The sequence below is a fragment of the Cytobacillus horneckiae genome, assembly GCF_002835735.1.
Classification (GTDB): Bacteria; Bacillota; Bacilli; order Bacillales; family Cytobacillaceae; genus Cytobacillus; species Cytobacillus horneckiae.
In genome coordinates, this window is sequence record NZ_PISD01000050.1 from 65,894 (window position 1) to 89,517 (window position 23,624).

19 protein-coding genes are annotated in these 23,624 nt (G+C 38.8%); 15 read left to right on the top strand and 4 right to left on the bottom strand.

Features of this window, described 5'->3' with window-relative positions:
- Positions 1–36: 36 nt before the first annotated feature.
- Positions 37–933, top strand: coding sequence for a carbohydrate kinase family protein (locus tag CWS20_RS20735; protein ID WP_158237023.1), 897 nt, complete (start codon positions 37–39; stop codon positions 931–933).
- Between the two features lie 129 nt (positions 934–1,062).
- Here CWS20_RS20735 and CWS20_RS20740 read toward each other — a convergent pair whose 3' ends face one another.
- The 3 genes from CWS20_RS20740 to CWS20_RS20750 form a co-directional block, all read right to left on the bottom strand.
- Positions 1,063–1,320, bottom strand: a complete 258-nt coding sequence (locus CWS20_RS20740) for a hypothetical protein (protein ID WP_066199007.1) — start codon at positions 1,318–1,320, stop codon at positions 1,063–1,065.
- A 192-nt stretch (positions 1,321–1,512) separates the two neighbouring features.
- Entirely contained in the window at positions 1,513–2,670 is a 1,158-nt protein-coding gene (locus CWS20_RS20745) for a M20 metallopeptidase family protein (RefSeq protein WP_066199002.1), read from the bottom strand.
- Positions 2,671–2,691: 21 nt separating this feature from the next.
- Positions 2,692–4,119 (bottom strand): YfcC family protein, encoded by a 1,428-nt coding sequence (locus tag CWS20_RS20750; protein WP_083957413.1) that lies wholly within the window; start codon positions 4,117–4,119, stop codon positions 2,692–2,694.
- 742 nt (positions 4,120–4,861) lie between these two features.
- Here CWS20_RS20750 and CWS20_RS28820 point away from each other — a divergent pair.
- Entirely contained in the window at positions 4,862–5,068 is a 207-nt protein-coding gene (locus CWS20_RS28820; RefSeq protein ID WP_241504231.1) for a hypothetical protein, read from the top strand.
- A gap of 45 nt (positions 5,069–5,113) precedes the next feature.
- Here CWS20_RS28820 and CWS20_RS20760 read toward each other — a convergent pair whose 3' ends face one another.
- Positions 5,114–6,496 (bottom strand): aspartate aminotransferase family protein, encoded by a 1,383-nt coding sequence (locus CWS20_RS20760; RefSeq protein WP_066198999.1) that lies wholly within the window; start codon positions 6,494–6,496, stop codon positions 5,114–5,116.
- A gap of 214 nt (positions 6,497–6,710) precedes the next feature.
- On the opposite strand from CWS20_RS20760, the gene CWS20_RS20765 reads away from it, so the two are divergent.
- The 13 genes from CWS20_RS20765 to CWS20_RS20825 all read left to right on the top strand — a co-directional run bounded on the left by CWS20_RS20765 (position 6,711) and on the right by CWS20_RS20825 (position 23,608).
- Positions 6,711–7,562, top strand: coding sequence for a MurR/RpiR family transcriptional regulator (locus CWS20_RS20765; protein WP_066198996.1), 852 nt, complete (start codon positions 6,711–6,713; stop codon positions 7,560–7,562).
- Between the two features lie 26 nt (positions 7,563–7,588).
- Positions 7,589–8,374, top strand: a complete 786-nt coding sequence (locus tag CWS20_RS20770; RefSeq protein WP_066198993.1) for an SDR family oxidoreductase — start codon at positions 7,589–7,591, stop codon at positions 8,372–8,374.
- A gap of 115 nt (positions 8,375–8,489) precedes the next feature.
- A complete protein-coding gene (gene htpG / locus CWS20_RS20775; RefSeq protein WP_241198649.1) occupies positions 8,490–10,373 on the top strand; it encodes a molecular chaperone HtpG in 1,884 nt (627 codons plus the stop codon).
- Positions 10,374–10,905: 532 nt separating this feature from the next.
- The gene (locus CWS20_RS20780) at positions 10,906–12,273 is read left to right on the top strand and encodes an NAD(P)-dependent oxidoreductase (RefSeq protein WP_066198990.1); all 1,368 of its coding nucleotides are present in this window, start codon (positions 10,906–10,908) and stop codon (positions 12,271–12,273) included.
- A 149-nt stretch (positions 12,274–12,422) separates the two neighbouring features.
- Positions 12,423–13,709 (top strand): NAD-dependent dihydropyrimidine dehydrogenase subunit PreA, encoded by a 1,287-nt coding sequence (gene preA, locus CWS20_RS20785; RefSeq protein ID WP_066198987.1) that lies wholly within the window; start codon positions 12,423–12,425, stop codon positions 13,707–13,709.
- 27 nt (positions 13,710–13,736) lie between these two features.
- Positions 13,737–15,146: a dihydropyrimidinase gene (gene hydA, locus CWS20_RS20790; protein ID WP_066198984.1), complete on the top strand. Its 1,410-nt coding sequence runs from the start codon at positions 13,737–13,739 to the stop codon at positions 15,144–15,146.
- Positions 15,147–15,248: 102 nt separating this feature from the next.
- Positions 15,249–16,721 carry an NCS1 family transporter gene (locus CWS20_RS20795; RefSeq protein ID WP_066198982.1) on the top strand — a complete coding sequence of 491 codons (1,473 nt, stop codon included), beginning with the start codon at positions 15,249–15,251 and terminating at the stop codon, positions 16,719–16,721.
- 15 nt (positions 16,722–16,736) lie between these two features.
- Positions 16,737–16,946, top strand: a complete 210-nt coding sequence (locus tag CWS20_RS20800) for a hypothetical protein (protein ID WP_066198979.1) — start codon at positions 16,737–16,739, stop codon at positions 16,944–16,946.
- Between the two features lie 31 nt (positions 16,947–16,977).
- Positions 16,978–18,210, top strand: coding sequence for a Zn-dependent hydrolase (locus CWS20_RS20805; RefSeq protein ID WP_066198973.1), 1,233 nt, complete (start codon positions 16,978–16,980; stop codon positions 18,208–18,210).
- Between the two features lie 886 nt (positions 18,211–19,096).
- The gene (locus tag CWS20_RS20810) at positions 19,097–19,873 is read left to right on the top strand and encodes a 2,3-dihydro-2,3-dihydroxybenzoate dehydrogenase (protein ID WP_101226379.1); all 777 of its coding nucleotides are present in this window, start codon (positions 19,097–19,099) and stop codon (positions 19,871–19,873) included.
- A 17-nt stretch (positions 19,874–19,890) separates the two neighbouring features.
- The gene (dhbC, locus tag CWS20_RS20815) at positions 19,891–21,090 is read left to right on the top strand and encodes an isochorismate synthase DhbC (protein WP_083957412.1); all 1,200 of its coding nucleotides are present in this window, start codon (positions 19,891–19,893) and stop codon (positions 21,088–21,090) included.
- A complete protein-coding gene (locus tag CWS20_RS20820) occupies positions 21,084–22,712 on the top strand; it encodes a (2,3-dihydroxybenzoyl)adenylate synthase (RefSeq protein WP_066198965.1) in 1,629 nt (542 codons plus the stop codon). The genes dhbC and CWS20_RS20820 overlap by 7 nt, the downstream gene beginning before the upstream one ends.
- Before the next feature lie 14 nt (positions 22,713–22,726).
- Complete coding sequence (locus CWS20_RS20825; protein ID WP_066198961.1) at positions 22,727–23,608, top strand: isochorismatase family protein; 882 nt, start codon at positions 22,727–22,729, stop codon at positions 23,606–23,608.
- Positions 23,609–23,624: the final 16 nt, after the last annotated feature.

A 23,624-nucleotide genomic window follows, 5' to 3' on the forward strand; every position in this document is an offset into this window, starting at 1 on the left:
AGAAAGATTACTAAACAAATGAGGAGTTTGGCTGATTTGAACAAACAGGGTGTAGTCTCTTTTGGAGAGGTCATCGTTGACTATATTAGTAATAATAAAGATAATACAAGCTTTAAACAGTTTATTGGCGGTGCGACTGTCAATGTCGCAGTAAGACTTGCCAGAAAGGGAATTTCATCAACATATTTAACAAAGCTGGGCGATGATGAGGATGGGGTTTTCGTAAAAGAAGAATTGGTGAATGAAGCCGTCAACATGAACGAATGTAGTATGACGACGACAAAGAAAGTGTGCAAAGTGTATGTTCATCAAAATGAGAATGGAGATCGAATTTTCCATTCATATCAAAATCCTACTCCTAATGAATGGCTACTGGATTCAGAGATAAATTCACACATATTTATAGATACAAAAGTGACCTATTTTGGTTCTGGCACATTGTTTCATGAAAAATCAAGAAGGACGACAGAAACAATTCTTGAACTGGCAGAAAATTTTCATCAAATCATTGCTTTTGATACAAATATTCGTCTAAAGAGATGGGAAAGTGCCGAGCTTTGCAAAAAAACGATTGCAGCCTTTATTAGCCGGGCGCATATTGTGAAAATGGCTGAAGATGAATTGTTATTCTTAACTAATACAAATTCTGTAAAGGAAGGATTAGCCGTTGCTGTTAAATGGGCTATCCCTTATTTGTTTGTCACAAGAGGAAAAGAAGGGGCCATTGCATTGCATAACCAGCAATACATTTCGACTGAAGGACTGAATGTGACTGTTGTGGATTCAACCGGTGCAGGCGATGCTTTTATGGCAGCTGTAATTGAAACTTTTCATGACAAAGGGCTGCCGCAATCCAAGACGGATTTAGAAGAGCTGCTAACATATGCGAATGGTGTAGGTGCAAAAGCAGTAACTAAAATGGGTGCATTATAAAAGTAAAAAAGCATACGTAGAGTTTTTTAGCAATGCAGTACCCATCAAGCAGAAAAAAGGAGCACCGGTATCTACTACTTTTCAAAAGAAATGTCTTTGAGAAAGAATTCGAATCCTGTGCTCCCTGCTTTATATAAGCTCCAGTATTTCATTATGAATTTGAACAAAATAGTTTTCCAACTGGTGTTGAAATCTTTCCTGTTCTTTCGCATAGAGTGAGTCAACAAGTGGTACAAGCTTATAAAACTCCTCCTCGATAATTTCATTATTTTCTAGTAGAATAATAGCCTTCCATAAATCTTCACCGTGCTTATTTAAATTGCAGGCTAGGTTTACGGCATCGATTTTCAATAGAGCAGAGGTAAGCTGGCATAAATAATTCCTCATGTCTGACTTCTTTATTTCCTCCTGCTGCCAATACAGCCACTCTTCATGGCCGCCGCCTGAGTATTATTAATGGAGCCATTGCGCTTCTAGATGAATGGATAAATTTGGCTTCATCATCGCATTTCAAATCTCATTACCTGTACGGAACTTTCCATGCTTATTTTTGTATTTCAAACCTTTTTCCACTAAAAACTAGCCTTTTAATGCAAATTGAATCATCAATTTTATGCCAGCAGGCAAGGCAGCTTCATCAATATCAAATTTTGGATGGTGATGTGGATATTGGCTGATTTCGCTTTTCATCCCGACATTAATAAACGCTCCGATTTTTTCTTTTACGTAAAACCCGAAATCCTCAGCGCCCATTGATGGCTGAAGCTCTGTAAATGCGTCTTCACCAAAGGTTTCAATAATCACTTTTTTAGCGACCTCGCAAGCTTCTGGATGATTATACACCGGTGGAGTTCCAGGCGTATACTGATAATGGCCGATTGCACCAAAGCTTGCACAGATGGACTTTGTCAATTGCTCTGTTTTCTCATACATCATTTGTGCAGCATCAAATGTCATTGCTCTGATTGTCCCTTGAATTTTAACTTCATGGGGGATGACATTATAGGAATGACCTGCCTGCATTCCGCCAATAGAAATGACACCTGCATGTAAAGGATGAAGACTTCTGCTGACGACTGATTGAAATGCCTGGATGAGGTGAGTTGAGATATATACAGGGTCAATGGCATCCTGCGGCTGTCCGCCATGTCCGCCAACACCTTCAATGATAATATCAAAGTCATCACTAGAAGCCATTGCAAAACCTTCAGCAAAACCGATTTTTCCGAGAGGAACGTCTGACATGAGGTGAATGCCGTAAATCGCATCAACGCCATTCAGCACGCCTTCTTCCACCAGTTTTTTAGCACCGCTTGGCGATTCCTCTTCTGAGCTTTGAAATATAAACACAATATTATTTTTTATCATTTTCGCGTTTGCTGTCATCCATTTTGCAGCTGCTAATAATATGGCGGTGTGGCCGTCATGGCCACAGCCGTGCATCACACCGGGTATTGTTGAAACACATGGTTTATCTTCATCCTCCTGAAGAGGAAGAGCATCCATATCCGCCCGCAAAGCGATCGTCCTTTTACCTTCTGTTCCTTGAAAACGAGCGACAACATTAGGTGCTGAGAAATGCATGTCTGGAGAAAGGCCAAATTCTTTTAATCTTTCAATTACATATTCTGCCGTTTTATATTCTTGCCCTGATAACTCTGGGTACATATGAAAGTGGCGGCGCTGTTCAATCGTCCAGTTTTGTAATTCTAAGTCTACTATATTCGTTTTTAACATGCTTTTTCCTCCGTCTTTCTTTTAAAATGGTCCATACCCAATTGCATGGGCGATAAGCAAAAAGATGATGCCGATTCCTACTTGAATGAGAACAAGCGGCCATACCCACTTCACCCATTTAGTATAAGGAATGCCAGCGACGGCCAATCCGGCAATGAGAACACCAGAGGTAGGGAAGATGGAGTTAGTTACACCATCGCCAAGCTGGAATGCCAGCACTGCTGTTTGTCTAGTAACGCCGACAAGATCAGCAAGCGGGGCCATTATCGGCATTGTCAGTGCAGCCTGTCCGCTTCCAGAAGGAACGAGGAAATTGATGCATAATTGCACAAAGAACATGCCGATAGCTGTGAGTGCAGGCGCAATGTTATTAAGCATTTCAGATGCATAATAAAGAATGGGATCCATCATTTTTCCGTCCTGAAAAATCACGAGAATGGCTTGCGCAAAACCGATAATCAGTGCACCGCTTAAAACTTCCATCGCTCCAATAATAAAGCTGTCAGCTATCTTATTTGAATGAAGCTTTCCAATTATCCCAATTATGACACCGAATAGTAGGAATAATCCAGCAATTTCTGTGATATACCAGCCATATTTCATAACACCAAAAATGAGAACAACAAAATTAATTAAAAAAACAGCGAGCACCCATTTATGGCGGGTCTCTAACTTAGCATCCGGCGCAATATTTTTAGTATTTGCAGGGTCAAAATTGCCAAAATACTTTATTTGGGGATGCTTTTTTACTTTTTTCGCATATCTATAAACAAAAATGACGCCTGCAGCATAAAACACTGCCAATAGTGCCAGCCGCAAACCCATACCGGAAAACGTTGGGAGTTCAGCGATGCTTTGGGCAACACCGATGTTAAATGGATTCATTACAGCAGCCATAAAGCCAATGTTTGCACCAATAGAAACGATGGCAAAACCGACAAATGCGTCAAATCCAAGTGCGATTGCTAGCGGGGTGACAATGGCAATATAAATAATCGTTTCTTCAGCTAATCCCATCAATGTTCCTCCAGCTGCGAAGAAGAGCATCAGCACAGGGATTAAAAACATTTCTTTATTTGCGAGCTTTCTTGACATGGTGACAATTAATGCATCTAGTGCTCCAGTCGCTTTTAAAATACCAAAAGCGCCGCCAACCATGAGCACGAAGAAGATGATTCCGCCGCCATTCACCATTCCTTTATGTATACTTGTAAAAATATCAAAAAAACCTACTGGGGCTGACTCAGTTTTTTGAAAGGAATCTGGAATTACCATCGTTCGTCCGTCTTGCTCAACTCTTTCGTATTCACCAGCAGGCACAAAATAAGTTAATATAGCGGAAATGACGATAATGGAAAAAATAAGCACAAATGCGTTAATATTTTTTATTCCTTTTCCTGAGGTGTTTATTTCAGTTTTTTTCGTGTTGCTGTCTGCTAATTTTGCCATTGGATAGCTCCTTTTTCGTTTTTTAGATTGTATATTAAAATAATAATTAAGGCAATAGAATATTTAGAATTTTTCATATAATGAAATACATTAAGCATACTTATGTTTATAGATCAAGAGTGAAGGTGAATAATGATGAAAATCGTATCTTTTAATGCTTTCCGTACAATCGGAATGCCTGGTGTGTATTATATTAAGCCAGAGTACATGTTTAAGGACTTGAAGTAATTAGACAGGCGGATATAGTTATTTCTAGAAACTTGGCAGGTTCCTGCACTCGTTTATGGATTAAAGAAAAAAATCTTTCCTAGTATTGAAACGTTACAGTTAGGATTCAGCAAGGTGGAAATGACTAGGGAACTGTGGACAGTTGCGCCGCAAAATGAACCATATAAATTCACGCGAATACAGTACGTAATAGAGAATTTATCTTGGAGACCTTTCCTTTTCCATTTGTTGTGAAGGAAGTAAGAAGCTCAATGGGTAATGGGGTTTATCATATCCAGTCACAACAGGATTTTCTTGTTACACAAAAAAGGTTGATATTCTGTATGTTCAGGAATATATAGAAAATGATGGAAAAAATTTCGTATTTGTGTTGTTGGGGACCAAATTTTGACTTCTTATTGGAGAGTCAGTTTAAAAGGAGAGTTCCTTCATAATCTGGTACAAGGTGGAGAGCTATGTGATGATTTTATCCCCCAAGAAGCCTGTGATTTAATATTTTTCTATTGCAAGAGAGTTGAATATTAATCATGCTGGCTTCGATGTAATGGGTAGCGGTGGGAAATATTTTATTTTAGAATTTAATGTCCTTTTTGGCAATCAAGGGTTAAATTTTATGGGCGTCTCAGCTAAACAGGCGATTTACAACTATATTTTACGTGATTTCACACCGCCGTTTCCAACGTCGCCATCACCATTAAATCCAAATAAAGTCATATCATAAAACAGAAAAGGACGCCTAAAAATATGGTGTCTTTTTCATTCATCCCTATGTTAACTTATTTAGCGCTGCCTCAAATGCCTCCAAAGTGAGAGCAATTTCTTTATCACCATGTACTGTAGACATGCTGCATCGATTTAAAGGCTTTGTGTAAATTCCTTCATTTAAAAGAGCAAAGTCCAACTTTTTTCTCCAAGCAAAATCTGCAGTTTGCAGCTCCCTGTAATTGCTTATCCTCTCTTGATCAGTTATCACGATATTAAATATCGATCCGATTCCAACTGTTTGTAGTGGAATCCCTTTTCTTGAAAACAGTTCATGGATGCCTTTTTTTAATGCTGCGGTTTTTCCCATCACATGATGCATCTCTTGCTCCAGAACGGCAATGGTTGTCATGCCAGCAGCGAGAATTGTTGGATGGCCGTTATATGTACCGCTATGAAAAAGCACCTCTTTAGCTGCTGATTGACTGCTGTGACTGTTATCAAATACATCTGAAAAAGCGGAAGGGGCGCTGATCATCATAATATCTTCTTTGCCGCCAACGATGCCAATTGGAAACCCGCCGCCAACTACTTTTCCTAACGTAGTTAAGTCAGGGTTTACACTATAGAAGGATTGTGCGCCACCTAATCCGATTCTGAATCCGGTTTTCACCTCATCAAATATTAATAAAATTCCGAGCTGCTGCGTAATCTCTCTTAGTCCAGTCATAAACTGCTCGCTTGTAGGAATATATCCGCTTTGAACAGGTTCTAAGATAACAGCGGCTAGTTCGTGCTGATGCTTAGTTAATATTTCTGCCGTCGCCTCCAAATTGTTAAATGGAAGCGTGATTGTATGTTCCTGATGGTATGGATCAACTCCCTTTGATTCGATTAATGACAATGGTGTCGACTCTGGACCAGCTTCGTGAACAGGCGGGTTCACGCTAATTAACATTTGGTCATAGCCGCCGTGATAATGGCCTTCAAATTTAGCAAGCTTATGTTTGCCCGTATAGGCGTAGGATAACCTGATGGCAAGGAGCGTTGCTTCTGTGCCGGAATTGGTATAGCGTATTTTATCCATTGAAGGATATAAGTTAACTAACTTTTTCGCCATCTCGATTTCAAGCTGATGAGGTGTGCCGAATAATACGGTGCCATGTTCCTTCATTTGAGTTTCTAGCGCATTTATTATTTCTGGATGACCATGTCCGAGCATAAGTGAGCCATAGGATAATAAATAATCTATATACTTATTATCATCAGCATCATATAGATACGCGCCATCGCCCTTTTTCATAAAAATAGGGTAAGGATCAAAATATTTTATGTTTGCTGTTACTCCGCCAGGCATGTACTTTTCTGCTTCTTTAGATAGCTCATAAGATATGTTTGTTTTTTCTTTGAATCCATCAGTTATTTCGTCCGAATAACGAACTTTCATCACTAGCACCTCTTATTTAAGAAATATATATTTCATAAATATTCAATTATGAAATATATAGACCATATTACGACAGATAAAAAGTTTTGTGAAGTAAATATTTCTTAATTTAACAATAATGAAATATTTACTTCTGTGCGAACTAAACGATAGGCTTTTTTACTTTAGTATCGTATAATGTCCTATATGAAGAAATAGTTAGGAATGGATAAACATGCAAAATATATATCATCGTATTGCTGAGAAGTACCCTGAAATGAGTAAGTCGCAGCAGAAGGTAGCTGCATATATATTAGAGAATATAAATACGGTACCATTTTTGACAGTTGCAAAATTGGCAAAAAATGCTGAGGTGAGTGAAGCAACAATCATTAGATTTGCTGTGTTTCTAGGATATAATGGTTATTCAGAGCTTCAGCAGCTTATGCAAAATTCGGTACAAAAGCAATTAACGACAACTGAGCGATTGAAATTGTCATCAAATATATACAGTGACCAAGGACAGGGAATTTTTGAATTGTTCCAGGATGATGTATCCAATATAGAAACAACGCTTGAAGGCTTGGACGAAAAACAATTTATGAAAGCAGCACATCATATTTTAGAAGGCAGAAGGATTTATATATGTGCGAACCGCAGCGCGAAGGCATTAGGCGTGTTTCTGCATTATTATTTAAATATTATTATCGGTCACTCAGAATTGATCGGCTCTGCAGATACTGTATCTGAGCAATTATTTAAATTGCGTGAAAATGATGTAGTAATAGGCATCAGCTTCGCCCGTTACTCAATGAATACAATTGAGTTAGTTGAATATGCGAAAGAACAAGGAGCAACAACGATTGCCATTACAGATAATTTAATGTCGCCGTTAATTCCATACTCTGATGCTGTTTTAACTGCATCCAGCAAGCTGCCAACGTTCATCGATTCATTTACAGCACCAATGAGTCTCATTAATGCATTGATTGCTTATGTAGGGAAAGAACGGATGGATATTGTAGAGGAGCGGTTAGAGAAGCTGGAGGAATTATGGGAAAGGTTTGACATTTTTTATAAAAAGTAAATGATACATACTTTGGAGGGGTTGGAATGGATTTAAATCTTCGAGGAAAAGTCGCTTTAGTACAAGCATCCAGTCAAGGGCTCGGTAAGGCCATCGCCTTGCAGCTTGCAAAAGAAGGCGTAAAAGTGATGATTTCAAGCCGCAATGAAGAAAAGCTCCAAGCTGTGCAACAGGAATTTAAAATTGAGCATGGACTTGAGGTGCTTTATCACGTAGCTGATGTCACAAGTGCAAGCGATCTTAAAGCTCTAGCTGCAAAGACTGTAGAAATGTATGGAACGATTGACATTTTAGTAAATAATGCCGGAGGTCCTCCTGGAGGAACTTTTGAAGAATTATCTGATGAGGATTGGGAGCATGCGTTCCAATTAAACTTGCTCAGCTATGTAAGAAATATCCGTGCGGTGCTTCCAGAGCTGAAAAAAAGCGGCGGGAAAATTATCAATGTAGCTTCTACATCTATAAAACAGCCAATCCCCGGATTATTATTATCCAATACATTCCGCCTAGGAATTGTAGGGTTAACTAAAACACTAGCAGATGAACTGGCACAGTACAATATTCTTATTAATACGGTTGCTCCCGGCAGAATTGCCACTGACCGCGTAGATTATCTTGACCAATTAAGCGCAGATAAGAGAAATGTTTCAAAGGAACAGGTAAAAGAAGAATCGCTGAAAAAGATTCCGCTTGGCCGCTATGGAACGCCTGAGGAGTTTGCCAATATCGTCACTTTCCTTGCATCTGATGTTAATAGCTATGTGACAGGAAGCTCGATTCTCGTTGACGGCGGGATGGTCAGATCATTATAAGAATTAATAGTAATCTATTGACTGGCAAAAAGTTCAATATTAAAATATTATTAGCACTCATAAGAGTTGAGTGCTAATTTTAGTTCCATCGATATTTTAACAAGGAGGAGGAAGTATGGTGGAGAAAGTACAATTCCAAGCAGAATCAAAAAGATTGCTAGAAATGATGGTCAACTCTATTTACTCTCAAAAGGAAGTGTTTTTAAGAGAGCTTATTTCAAACGCAAGTGATGCGATTGATAAAATCTATTACAAAACCTTATCAGATGAAAACTTAGTTTTTGCAAAAGACAATTACTACATAAAAGTGGTGCCAAATAAAGAGAATCGTACGTTGAAAATAGTAGATACAGGCATAGGAATGACGAAGGAAGAGCTGGAAAACAACCTTGGAGTCATTGCTAAAAGCGGATCTTTAGCGTTTAAAACAGAAAATGAATCCAAAGATGGACATGATATCATCGGCCAGTTTGGCGTAGGTTTCTATGCTGCTTTTATGGTTGCGGATTTAGTAACTGTAGAAACGAGAGCGCTTGGCAGCGATGAAGCATATAAATGGGAATCAGAAGGGGCAGACGGGTATACGATAGTTCCTAGCAGCAAAGAATCTGTAGGCACTGAAATTACCTTAAAAATTAAAGAAAACGAAGAAGAAGAAAGCTATGATGAGTTCTTAGAAGAATATCAATTGAAGTCTATCATAAAAAAATACTCGGATTTTATTCGTTATCCTATTAAAATGGACATCACTTCAAGCCGTCCAAAGGCAGACAGCGAAAATGAATTTGAGGAATTTACTGAAGAACAAATCATCAACAGCATGGTGCCGATTTGGCGCAAAAATAAAAGTGAATTAACTGATGAAGATTATCATCATTTTTATGCTGAAAAACGCTACGGCTTTGATAAACCGTTAAAACATATTCATGTGAGCGTAGATGGCACAATTCGCTACAATGCAATCCTTTTTATCCCGGAAAACAAGCCTTTTGACTATTATTCTCAAGAGTTTGAAAAAGGGCTTGAGCTATACTCTAACGGTGTCCTTATTATGGAGAAATGCGGAGACTTGCTCCCTGATCATTTTAGCTTTGTTAAAGGAATGGTCGACTCTGAAGACCTATCATTAAACATCTCAAGGGAAATTCTGCAGCAGGATCGCCAGCTTAAGTTGATTGCGAAGAACATCAGCAAGAAAATTAAAAGCGAACTAAAAAGCTTGCTGAAAAATGATCGCGAAAAATACGAATCATTCTACCAAGCGTTTGGCCGCCAATTAAAATTCGGCGTTTATAATGAATTCGGCGCACATAAAGATACACTAAAAGATTTAGTGATGTTTTACTCATCAAAAGAGAAAAAGCTAGTAACACTTGATGAATATATTTCTAGAATGCCTGAGGATCAAAAATATATCTATTATGCAACTGGTGATTCTATAGATCGCATAGATAAGCTCCCGCAAACAGAGCTTGTAGCAGACAAAGGCTATGAGATTCTCTACTTTACAGAAGATATTGATGAATTTGCGATTAAAATGCTTATGAACTATGAAGATAAAGAGTTTAAATCTGTTTCCAGCGGAGATTTAGGCATTGAAGCAGATGAAAAAGACAATGCCGACGATGAATCAACGGAAGAGGAAAAAGAAATTTTCTCTGCTATGAAAGAAATCCTTTCTGGAAAAGTGAAGGATGTAAGAGCTTCGAAACGATTGAAGTCCCATCCAGTATGTTTAACAGCTGATGGAGAGGTAACGATAGAAATGGAAAAGGTGTTAAGCATGATGCCTGACAACCAAAATGTCAAAGCTGACAAAGTGTTAGAAATTAACATGAATCATAATGTCTTCCAGTCTTTACAATCGGCATATCATGGTGATAAAGAAAAATTGAGCTTATTTACAAACTTGCTATATAATCAAGCATTGCTTATCGAAGGTTTAACGATTGAAGACCCTGTAGAATTTACAAATGATATTTGCAAAGTAATGATATAAAAAAAATCGGCTTTTCCTAGTAACAGAGGGAAAATAACAAAAAGCAGCAGAAGTAAAACACCGTTTTATTTCTGCTGCTTTTTATCTTTTTTCGGATAGTATAACTATGCAAATACCTAGTCTGTTTCCTATCTATAGGAATAACAAATTATATCCCATCTCCATTTAGATTTGCGTATCCTTCTTAACATATATTTATCATGCACATATATTGACTTTAAATGTTATTAAAAGTCACATTGTATTTTTATGCGTTAGTGTGTATTTTTATTATTACTAAAATTAAAACGCTTACATTTACTTAACTTAACACTTTGACAAACATTCATAACAATTTATTTTACGATATGTATAGTGATTAATAGGCTTGAACACAGTAAAATAGTTATAAGATTCTAATAATTCTGTTTAATGAATGTTAGATAAACTTACATATGTGATGGTTAACTGTTAGATAAATTATTTACTGTCAGGCTTTTATTGTTTATTACATATGTAAGTAAAAATGAATGATAAAAAGGAGGTATAAGTTTTGACTAATTGTTCAAGCGAATTAATAGAAAAACTTAACAGCAACTTTGAAGAAGCAGAGCCGCCTTTTTCGAAACATGAAGCGCATGATGAATCAAATCGATGCTTGTTTTGCTATGACGCTCCATGTATCCAAGCATGTCCAACAGGAATAGACATTCCAGGATTTATTAAAAAGATTGCATCGGGCAATATGCTGGGCGCAAGTAAAACGATTATGTCAGCTAACCCAGTAGGTGCAAGCTGCGCCAGAGTTTGTCCAACTGAGGAGCTTTGTGAAGGAGCATGTGTACTTAATTCATCCACTAAACCAATCCTGATAGGCAATTTGCAGAGATATGCAACTGATTGGGCAATTAATAATGAAGCGGTATTATTTGAAGCGGGAAAACCGAACGGGAAAAAAGTGGCGATTGTTGGAGGCGGGCCAGCAGGATTATCTGCCGCTAGAGAGCTTGCCAGAATGGGCTATTCCGTCACCATTTTTGAAGCGGAGAAAGAAGCTGGCGGTTTAAATACTTATGGCATTGTGTCGTTTAGATTGCCACAAAAGATATCCTATTGGGAAGTAGATCAAGTGAAAAGCTTAAATGTAGAAATTAAAACAAATACAAAAGTAGGAAAAGACATATTGCCAAGCGAAATATTAAAAAACTTTGATTCTGTCCTTTTGGCCATCGGTATGTCATCTGTCCCGAGCCTTGGCATTGAGGGAGAGGAATTTGATGGTGTCCATGATGCCATTGAATTTGTAAAAAATACGAAGATAAATGATATTACCGACGAGTATGTAGGTAAAAAAGCGGTCGTAATAGGTGCCGGAAACACTGCGATAGATGCAGCAACATGCTCTGTCAGATTAGGTGCAGAAAATGTAAAAATTTTATATCGCAGAACATTAGATGAAATGACTGCTTATGATTTTGAATACGAATTTGCTAAGCAGGATGGAGTCGAATTTAGGTGGTTAACTGCACCGAAGCGGATTATTGGCGATGAACGTGGAAAAGTAACAGGAATTGAGTGTATAAAAATGAAGCTTTCAGAAGCGGGTGCTGACGGCAGAAAACGTCCAATTCCTATCGAAGGGTCGGAGTTTATTTTAGAGGCTGATGCGGTTATCAAAGCGATTGGACAAAGCAGATATATCGATTTAATTGAACAATTTAACATTAGCCATGAGGACGGCGTGGTCAAAATTCATCCGGAAAGCTATCAAACTTCAAATAAAAAAGTATTTGCTTGCGGTGATGTGATATTTGGAAAAGGCCAGGGAGAAGCAATGGTTGTTTCGGCAGCACAGCAAGGAAAGGATAGTGCCTATGCCATTCACCGTACATTATCTAAGAGAGCGATAGAAACAGCTTAGGTGAAATTTCCATCAGTTGTGGAAGAAACTCAACAACGGATGGTAAGTTGAACAAATCGGGCTTTAACTGGTGGTTGATTTCCACAGAAGCCTTGAAGCGAGGGGCTTACTGCCTGTTACTGCGCGATATTCTATTAGGAGGTGGAATGATGGCAGATTTACGAACGAATATTGCAGGAATAGAATCTCCAAATCCATTTTGGCTGGCTTCAGCGCCACCAACAAATTCAGGTTACCAGGTACAGCGAGCCTTCGAAGCAGGCTGGGGAGGCGCCGTTTGGAAAACACTCGGAGATCCAATATTGAATGTTTCCTCGAGATTTGCGGCGGTCAGCTTTAACGGCCAGAAAGTAGCGGGCTTTAATAACATCGAATTAATTACAGACAGGCCATTAGAGGTGAATTTAAAGGAAATTTATGAAACAAAAAAGAAATTTCCAAACCATGCGATCATCGCATCATTAATGGTTGAGCCAAAACAGGAAAAATGGCATGAAATAGTAAAGCGTGTGGAAGAGGCTGGTGTAGATGGTTTAGAGCTGAATTTTGGCTGTCCGCACGGCATGGCTGAGAGGGGAATGGGCGCTGCTTCGGGTCAAGTTCCATCATTGGTGGAACAGCAGACCTACTGGGTGAAAGAAGTCGCAAAAACGCCTGTAATTGTCAAGCTGACGCCGAATATCACTGATATAACCGCCACAGCTGAAGCGGCTGTAAATGGCGGAGCTGATGCAATAAGTATGATTAACACGATCAATAGTTTAGCAGGGGTAGATATAGATACGTGGAATACAATTCCGCATGTTGGCGGAAAAGGTGCACACGGAGGCTATTGCGGTCCTGCTGTTAAGCCAATAGCATTGAATATGGTAGGAGAATGTGCTCGTCATTCGCATATTAATGTTCCTATTTCCGGAATCGGCGGCATATCTAATTGGCAGGATGCAGTGGAATTTATGTTAATGGGGTCCACTAGTGTTCAAGTGTGTACTGCGGCAATGCATCACGGATTTAGAATTGTAGAAGACATGATTGATGGATTGAGTAATTACCTTGATGGAAAGGGAATTCAATCTGTTACCGAGATCATTGGCAAATCAGTTCCTAAATATTCAGACTGGGGCGATTTGGATTTAAATTATAAGATTGTTGCAAGAATTAACAATGATGTTTGCATCAACTGTAATAAGTGTCATATTGCATGTGAGGATACTTCGCACCAATGTATTGATATGTATACGGAAGCAGATGGTACGAAAGGGTTGCGTGTTCGTGAAGAGGACTGCGTTGGATGTAATTTATGTTCGATCGTATGTCCGGAAGATGGAGCTATTGATATGGTGGAAATGACTCATGAATTGCCGCCGATGACTTGGAATGAAAGGCAAGCTGCACTTGGTAAAGTAGCATGTGAAGTTGATATAGCTGCGAAATAATTACACCAATAAGGAGGAGCATGACAAATGAATAAAGTGATAAAAAATGGCGTTATCGTTACGGCAACAGACACTTTTCAAGCAGATATATTAATAGAAAACGAAACCATCGTCCAAATAGGTGAGGATATAAATATTCCAGGGGCAGAGGTCATTGACGCAAAAGGGAATTATGTTTTTCCAGGCGGCATTGATCCTCATACACATTTAGATATGCCCTTTGGAGGAACCGTTACAAAGGATGATTTTGAAACTGGAACAAGAGCTGCGGCATTTGGCGGAACTACTACCATTATCGATTTCTGCTTAACAAAAAAGGGAGAGACCTTAAAGAGCGCAGTCGACACGTGGCATGAAAAGTCTAAGAATAAAGCGGTTATAGATTACGGCTTTCACCTGCAAATCGTTGAGAGCAGTGACAAAATATTAGAAGAATTACCGAAAATGGTGGAGGAAGAGGGCATAACTTCACTCAAAGTTTTTATGGCATATAAAAATCAATTCCAGGCAGATGATGAAACATTATATAAAACACTTATCGCCGGAAAAGAGCTTGGCGCCCTAGTGATGGTTCATGCAGAGAATGGTGATGTAATTGATTATTTAGTAAAAAAAGCATTGAAGGAAGGGAATACGGACCCTATCTATCATGCATTAACAAGACCACCAGAAGCTGAGGCAGAAGCGACTGGAAGGGCGGCTACATTAACTGGGTTATCTGAATCTCAGCTTTATGTTGTCCATGTTTCTTGTGCCGATGCTGCTAAGAAGATTGCTGAAGCAAGAAATCAAGGCATTGATATATGGGGTGAGACATGTCCACAATATTTGGTGCTCGATCAAAGCTATTTAGAAAAAGAAAATTTTGAAGGTGCCAAGTATGTCTGGTCTCCGCCGCTGCGTGAAAAATGGAATCAAGAATTTTTGTGGAATGCTCTTAAATCTGGACAGCTGCAAACATTAGGGTCAGACCAATGTTCATTTGACTTTGCTGGTCAAAAGGATTTAGGTAAAGAAGATTTCTCTAAAATACCGAATGGCGGTCCGATTATTGAAGACCGCGTAAGCATTCTCTTTTCTGAGGGGGTGAAGAAGGGACGAATCAGTCTGAATCAATTTGTGGATATCACATCTACGAAAGCTGCAAAGCTATTTGGACTATATCCTAAAAAAGGAACCATTGCTGTAGGCGCCGATGCGGACATTGTTATCTTTGATCCGAATATAGAAAGAACTATTTCTGCTGAGACACATCATATGGCAGTTGATTACAATGCGTTCGAAGGCATAAAGGTAACAGGCGAGCCAGTTTCGGTTTTATCCCGAGGAAACTTTGTTATTCGTGATAAGGAATACACTGGCAAAGCCGGTGATGGACAATTCATTAAACGCGCTAAGTATGGCACGTCACTTCAAAAAGATAAAACTATGATTTAACAACTTTCATTCATTCCTACCCTGCTGCAAAATTTTTGTAGCAGGGTATCAATCATCACGAGCATATAATTGTTTGGCTGTGAATATAAGGAGGTGTCCAAAATGGAAAAGAAATCAAATTATTTAAAGTCTCCAGATTTATTGCCGATTGGATATGGCGAGCGAAATATCGGGACATTCGGCTTTGCGGTAATCTGGGTAGGTATGGCGATAGTACTGGCTGCTTTTGCGATTGGAGGCGGCGGCATTCAAAGCTTGTCCCTGCCAATGGTATTGCTGGCGACCATTATCGGATCGGTAGCAATTGGAATTTTCATGTCTATTATTGGCGATATCGGTATTGAGCATGGGCTTTCTTTTCCTGTTTATATGAGGGCGCCATTTGGAACAATCGGTACACATTTTCCATCGATTACTAGAGGAGTTACTGCTGCCTGCTGGTTTGGTATTAACACGTATTTTGGCGCTTCTGCCATTAATGGAATTCTATTTTTATTATTCGGTTTCGATCAATGGTTTATTTGTTTCCTTTTATTCGCGGCTGCTCAGTTAATCAACACTGCTCTTGGCATCAAATCAATTGAAAGATTTGCAGATCTTGCTGCTCCGATTATTATCCTCATTTCTTGCTGGATGTATATTACCCTGTCAGACAGTGCTTCAGCTGGGGGCAAAGAAATATTTGCATGGGTGGAAAGCCCTGCAACTGGAATGGCTGCATTTACAGCATTCATGGTTGTTGTTATGGCAAATATGGGCTTCTGGGCAACGTTGGCAGCTGATATGCCAACATTATCAAGGTTTTTTAAAGCGCCAAAGAACGAAAGAAATTGGTTTAAACGCAATAAGTCTCAACTAGTTGGTAATCTCATTGTTATGCCGGTCTTTAATACGTTCATGATTGCAATTGGTGCTGTTTCTTATATGGCGGTTGGCACATCCGACCCGATAATGGCACTGCAGGAAGCTGCTAGCGGGTTTGTATTAGGCATTCTCTTGCTTATGATTGTACTAGCGCAATGGTCTACTAACACTTCCGCAAATATTATTCCCGCCGCAACTGTTTTCTCCAATGTCGGCGGTCCAAAAGTTCCATTTTGGGTAGGTGTCCTTATCGCAGGTATTATTGGCACATTGGCCCAGCCGTGGAGTCTATTTGATGTTCTAAATCAGGCTCTATTAATTATTGGCGGGATATTGACTTCCATCGTTGGAATCTTATTTGCTGATTACTATTTACTTAGAAAAAGAAGAGTGAATGTCAAAGCTTTATATGAAAATGATGGGCAGTTTAAATATTTATTCGGATTCAATGTAGCTGGTTTACTCGCATGGATAATTGGCGGGATTGCTGCAAACCTGCTTCCGATGTATTCATCACTTGTCGGTTTTGCAGTAGGAGCAGGTGTTTACTATGTATTAGCAAAATACTGGTGGTTTACCAAGTATGAGCAAGCTGAAATTATTGACCCAAGCGATGAAAAATACTTAGGTTTAACGGTTGGCCGAGATTGGGAAATAGTAGATGAGGAACAGTTAATTGTTCTTCCTGAAGTTGCTAATGAAAGAGTTTAATAGAGGGGGATAAACATGTCTGAATACACACAATACTTGCAGGAAAAAGATAAAATCGATGTCCTTTTAAATCAAGGATACAGCATCAAAAGTATAACAGAAAATTTAAGCGGAGCTTTTGTTGAATTTGAAAGAATTACAGGCTCTACAATCACTTCAGAAACATTGCATATTCTAACAGCTGATGCTAGAAAATACTTTTCTGTAAAATTAATTCATCAATAATACGCATTCTATTGAGAGGAGCCTTACACATATGGAAAAACAAAAGCTGTTAATTGACGGTGAAAGATTGAAAGCAACGATTGAAACGTTCGCTAATTTCGGAGGAACTAAAAATAATGGTGTAACGAGACTCTCTCTATCTGAAGAGGATAGATTAGCAAGAGAATACTTTCAAACTTGCTGTGAGGCATTAAAAATGTCAGTAGTTGTAGACGATATGGGCAATATGTATGCCACACTGCCAGGCATTGAAGATAAACCGCCTATCGCAATTGGCTCTCATCTGGATTCAGTAAAAAAAGGCGGACGATTTGATGGCGTCCTCGGTGTAATCGCAGGACTTGAAATCGTTAGAACGCTTGTTGAGAATGAAATAAAGCCGCGTATTCCAATTACTCTTGTGAATTTTACAAATGAAGAGGGTGCGAGGTTCGAACCGTCCATGATGGCATCTGGTGTGTTAAGCGGAAAATTTGATAAAGAAACGATGATGCAAAAAAAGGATAAAGATGGCATCATCTTTGCGGATGCGCTCCGTGAAATCGGCTTTACAGGAGAAGAAAGCAATCGTTTGAAAGAAGCGGCTGCCTTTTTAGAATTGCATATTGAACAAGGACCTGTACTTGAGCATGAATCTCTAAATATTGGTGTCGTTGATTGTGTTGTTGGCATGGTCTGCTATGAAATAACAATTAATGGCGAATCAGATCACGCAGGGACGACACCAATGACGATGAGAAAAGATGCTTTATTTGCGGCAAATAATTTCATTGCTGAGGCAAGAAGACAACTTGATACAGTTGATGAAGAGCTAGTTTTTACAATGGGACGGATGAACGTATCACCTAATATCCACACAGTCATCCCTAATCAAGTTGTTTTTACTCTAGAGGCCCGGCATAAAAATCCGAATATAATTAAGAAAGTGGAAGACATTGTTGAAGCATTAACAAGAAATTGCGAGAATGAAGGCTGTCAAATAGAAGCGGAAAAACTATGGGATCGGTCGACTGTGATGTTTAATGAAAGCCTAGTTGATCAGCTGGAACAATCAGCGAAAGAACTTGGTTATAGTCATAAAAAAATGGCGAGCGGAGCTGGCCATGATGCCCAATTTATCGCAAGCTATATCCCAACAGCTATGCTCTTTGTGCCAAGTATAAATGGCAAGAGTCATAGCGAGGACGAATTCACTCCATATGAAGATTGCGAAAAAGGCATTAATGTAATTTTAGATGTAGTTTTGGAATTACAAAATTTATAACCGAGTAAAGGCTTGCTTTACTCAGAGTGCCTTAGTCATTCGATTTAGAGACGTGTCCGCTCGACTCCTGCAGGCGGTGTAGTGACCCCAAAAGGCTAGAAATATTTATTGCAACCTTGGACTGAGTTCAGTTTTGTACTGAACTCAGTCCTTTTCATTTTTGCTTATCCGTTTGTTGTTATCGTAAGAAAATACTTCCTTGTTTGTGCAACTGGACTGAAATTGCGTGTACTTAAGCAAAAAAGGTCTTTTCTTAAAATCATACCCATCTACATCACTGATATAGCACTTGCTTCTTTCGCGAACCGGCGCTCAAACCGCAGAAGAGGCGGGCGGTAAGTTTTGTGAAACTACAATTTTCCCCATTTTATTGATAGCCTCAGTCAATCTTGCTTTACTTTCTTTTTCTTTACACAGGACTTAAGAATGAAAAATGAGAAATAAAGTTAAAATCCAACCAACTGCCCAAATGAAAATCAAAATAATAAAAAGAAGAAGGCCTCAAATCTCTTGAATAGCAGATTTGAGGCTATTATCACTAAATAGATACTTTGCACTAAATTTACTTAAAAAGGAAATTTAATTTTTAAATTCCACTTGGCAAATAATAAAATAATAAGCAGTAAAAACAGCTATATAAAGGGCTTTTCCTTCTTTTATTTTCAGCCTGCTTAAGTTTAAAGAGAAAGTCGAAAGACAATCTAGTATTTTCTTCCTTCTTGACGAAAAAAATGGAAATGGTTTATTGTTAGAATATAAATTGATAATGATAATCATTATCATTTATAAGTAGCATCTTCTGCAATGAGGGAAATCTTTAAATGTTTCCTTCTTTATTTTACATCTTATTGAGAATGAATATCAATTGAAAGGAGACTTAGAAACAGTGGATAACCAAAAAATAGCAATTGTTTCTGGAGCGGCGCAAGGGATGGGTTATGAAGTGATGCGTGCTTTAGCTTGCGAAGGACATATAGTAATCGGCATTGACAAACAGGAAGAAAAGCTGCAAATTGTCAAATCGGATCTTCAGAAGAAAGGGATTGAAGTAGAAACCTTTTATGCAGATGTGACAGACAGTTTAGGCATCGAAACGGTTGTTGATTATGTAGAAAAAAAATATAAGAAAATCGATGTTTTAGTGAATGTCGCAGGCGTTCTTTCTGTTGGGGAGATTACTGCCATAGATGAACATGAATGGGAAAGAACATTTGCAATTAATACTACCGGTGTCTTTAACTTATCAAAAGCAGTTTGTAAAAGGATGAAGGAAAAACAAGCCGGTGTTATCATCACTGTCAGCTCAAATGCAGCAACAGTTCCGAGAACTTCCATGGCTGCTTACTGTTCATCAAAAGCTGCTTCACTTATGTTCACTAAATGCCTTGGGCTCGAAATGGCCAAATATAATATTCGGTGCAACATCGTCTCACCTGGAGCGACTGATACAGAAATGCAAAAAGCGTTCTGGGAAAGCGGTGGAAGCATTGAGCAAGGTATTCGTGGCATGCCTGAAGAGTACCGTGTTGGTATTCCATTAAGAAAAATTGCCAACACATCTGACATAGCAGACGCTATTCTATTTTTAATCTCGGATCGTGCGCATCATATCACAATGAATAACATCGTTGTCGATGGCGGTGCAACATTGGGTGTCCAATAAAAAAGGAGGTAGTGAGCATGGCTGTTTCAATTAAAAATAAAGAATATCAATTATTAGACAAATTTAACGCTGGTGATAATTTACTTTATTTTCCGAGCAAATGTATTTTAGGAAAAGGAGAAGCGGTTAGCCTAAGTGCTGAAGAACAATCCGGATTAAGTTTTAGTGAAAGAATACATACACTTTTTAGAAAAGCAGAAGTATTGGGTAAAGACGAGCCAATTATCATCGGCGCTCTTCCATTTAACAAGGGCAATAGAGGAATGCTCATTGTTCCTGAAAGCGTTGAACAGCAAGTAGATATGGATAGCAAACAAGCTGGATACACAGCCAGTTCATTATCCATTAAGAACATTCAATCTATACCATTTGCGGCTGATTATGAAAAGGCTGTAGAGAAAATTGTTTCATCCATTCAAAATGGAGAGCTTGAGAAAGCTGTACTAGGCAGGATATTGCAAGTAGCTGCAAAAGAGGAGTTGAATATTCCACAACTAATAAAGCAATTAATTGCTGAAAATGAGAACAAGTTTAACTTTGCATTAAATATTTCTGATGGGACCGAGAGGAAAAAAACTTTAATAGGAGCAAGTCCTGAACTTCTAATTTCCAAATACGGAAAAACCGTGGTTACAAATCCGCTTGCTGGTTCGAGACCAAGAAAAGCTGACCCGTTAGAAGATCGTCAAATGGAAAATGAATTGCGTCATTCTAAAAAGGACCTTCATGAACATCAGTTTGTCGTTCATTCAATTGAGGAAGCTCTCAGGCCGTTTTGCAAAAGTTTATATGTACCGAAAAAGCCATCAGTTATTTCTACAAATACAATGTGGCATCTCTCAACAAAAATCGTTGGTGAATTAAAGGATTCATCTACACAATCAATACAGTTAGCGGAATGCTTGCATCCGACACCGGCAATATGCGGAACGCCGGCAGATACAGCTTACAAAAAAATAGAAATGTTGGAACCGTTTGAGAGGGATTATTTTACAGGGTTAATTGGGTGGAGTAATCGAAATGGAGACGGAGAATGGGCAATTACTATTCGATGTGCAGAGATAGAAAACAATTTAATAAGCCTATTTGCAGGTGCTGGAATTGTAGAAGATTCAGTACCGCAAGAGGAAACAGCTGAAACAGCGGCAAAGTTTAGAACGATGTTAAGCGCATTAGGCATTAAAAATATTGAGGAAGAAGGTCATAAACAATGTTAAGAGGTTACAAGCCATGGCCTGAGGATTTGAAAAGATATTATAAACAAACTGGCTGCTGGAACGGCGAAACATTTGGTGGTTTTCTTGAAAAGCAGGGAAGAGAAATGAATGATCATATCGCGATAACTGATGGCAGTGAAGTATTAAGCTATCGTGAGTTAAATAACCGCGTTGATCAGTTAGCTGCTGGATTTATGCAGATGGGCATCGTTAAAGGTGATCGCATTGTTTTGCAGCTTCCCAATATATTTGAATTTTTTGAAGTATGCTTTGCTTTATTTAAAATTGGTGCTTTACCAGTATTTTCGCTGCCATTACACAGAAAAACGGAAATTTCTTATTTCTGCGCGTTTACGGAAGCAAAAGCATATATTATCCCGGATATTTATGATCGCTTCGATTATCGAGAGATGGCAAGAGAAGTGAAGGAAGCGGTTCCAAGCTTGGAACACATCATCGTAGTTGGAGATAACAAAGATTTTACCGCTTTATCAAATTTATATGTATCAGCCATTCAGCCTTTACCTGAAGTTCAGGCGGATGATCTTGCCTTCTTCCAATTATCGGGTGGCAGTACAGGATTGCCGAAGCTGATTCCTCGAACACATAATGAATATATTTATAGTTTGCGCAGAAGTGTAGAAGTATGTGAATTAGATCATAAAACAAATTACTTGGCAGTCTTGCCGGTTGCACATAACTTTACAATGAGTTCGCCTGGCGTATTTGGTGTTCTTTATGCAGGAGGAAAAATTGTATTAAGCAAGTATCCGAGTCCTGATCTTGCCTTCCCTTTAATAGAGAGGGAGAGTGTCGATTTTACTTCGCTTGTTCCGCCGCTCGCAATTGTATGGCTGGAAGCAAGAAAAAGAAGAAGTGAAGATTTATCAAGCCTAAAGGTGATTCAAGTGGGGGGAGCAAAATGCAGTGCGGAGATTGCGAAACAGATCGGTCCGGCATTTAATTGCAAGCTTCAGCAAGTATTTGGAATGGCAGAGGGCCTTGTCAATTATACAAGATTGGATGATTGTGACGAATTAGTCATTCATACACAGGGTAAGCCAATGTCAAAATATGATGATATTCGCATCGTAGACGAAGAGGATAGAGAACTGCCAATCGGTTCGACTGGACAACTGCAAGCGAAAGGCCCATACACAATAATCGGCTATTTTAATGCAGAGGAGCATAATGGAAAAGCATTTACGACAGACGGATACTATCGAACAGGTGATTTAGTGAAACTAACAAAAGAAGGATATGTGATCGTTGAAGGCAGGGATAAGGATCAAATTAATCGCGGTGGAGAAAAGATCGCAGCTGAAGAGGTTGAAAACTATTTGCTTGCCCATAACAACATTCTTGATGCAGCAATTGTGAGCATGCCTGATAAATTTCTCGGCGAGAGGTCTTGTGCGTTCATTATACAAAAACACGATGAATTGAGTGCAAAGGACTTAAAGCGCTTTTTACAAGATAGGGGGATTGCCAGTTTTAAAATCCCTGACAGATTTGAATTTGTTGATAGATTTCCCTATACAGCATTAGGTAAGGTCAGCAAAAAAAATTTGAGAGAAATCATTATCGAAAAATTAAACGATGAAAAAAAAGTTCATTATTAAAGGAGAGGGTTTAAATGTCTATACCAAAAATTTTAAGTTATCCAATGCCAACTAAAAATGAGCTGCCTGCAGGTAAAGTGTCTTGGAAGGCTGATCCGAATCGAGCTGTTTTATTAATTCATGATATGCAGCAATATTTTTTAGATTTCTATGAGAATGATTCTCAATTAATTACTCAGCTTGTCGATAATATTTCAACCATCAAGCAAAAGTGTACGGAGCAAGGAATGCCAGTTATTTATACTGCTCAGCCGGGAAATCAGAAAGCTGAGGATCGCGCATTGTTAACAGATTTTTGGGGACCTGGTCTTGACGATAATACAGAGCAGACAAAGATTATTGCTCGCCTAACTCCAACCGATCAAGATATCGTACAAACAAAATGGCGTTATAGTGCGTTTAAAAAATCAAATTTGCTGGAATGGATGAAAGAGAATGGCAAGGATCAAATCATCATATGTGGGGTATATGCACATATCGGCTGCATTGTTACAGCAGTGGAGGCTTTCATGAATGATATTCAGCCGTTTATTGTTGCAGATGCAATGGCTGATTTTTCACAGGCTCATCATCACGAGGCACTAATCTATGGCGCTGAACGTTGTGCACGGCCGTTGATGATGTCCCAATTGCTGGATGAATTATCATTGGAACAAAAATTGAGTGCAAAATCTATTAAGAATAAAGTAGCAGACTTGCTTGATGTTTCACCTCAGCTATTAAGCGATAAAGAAAATTTAGTCGATAGCGGACTTGATTCAATCCGAATGATGATGCTCGTTGAAGATTGGCGCTCACAAGGAATTGATATCAATTTTATGGAATTGGCGGAGGCGCCAACTTTAGAAGAATGGTATAGCCGATTAATCCCAAAATATGAACAGGTACAGCAATAGAATGGGGGTCAGTCAT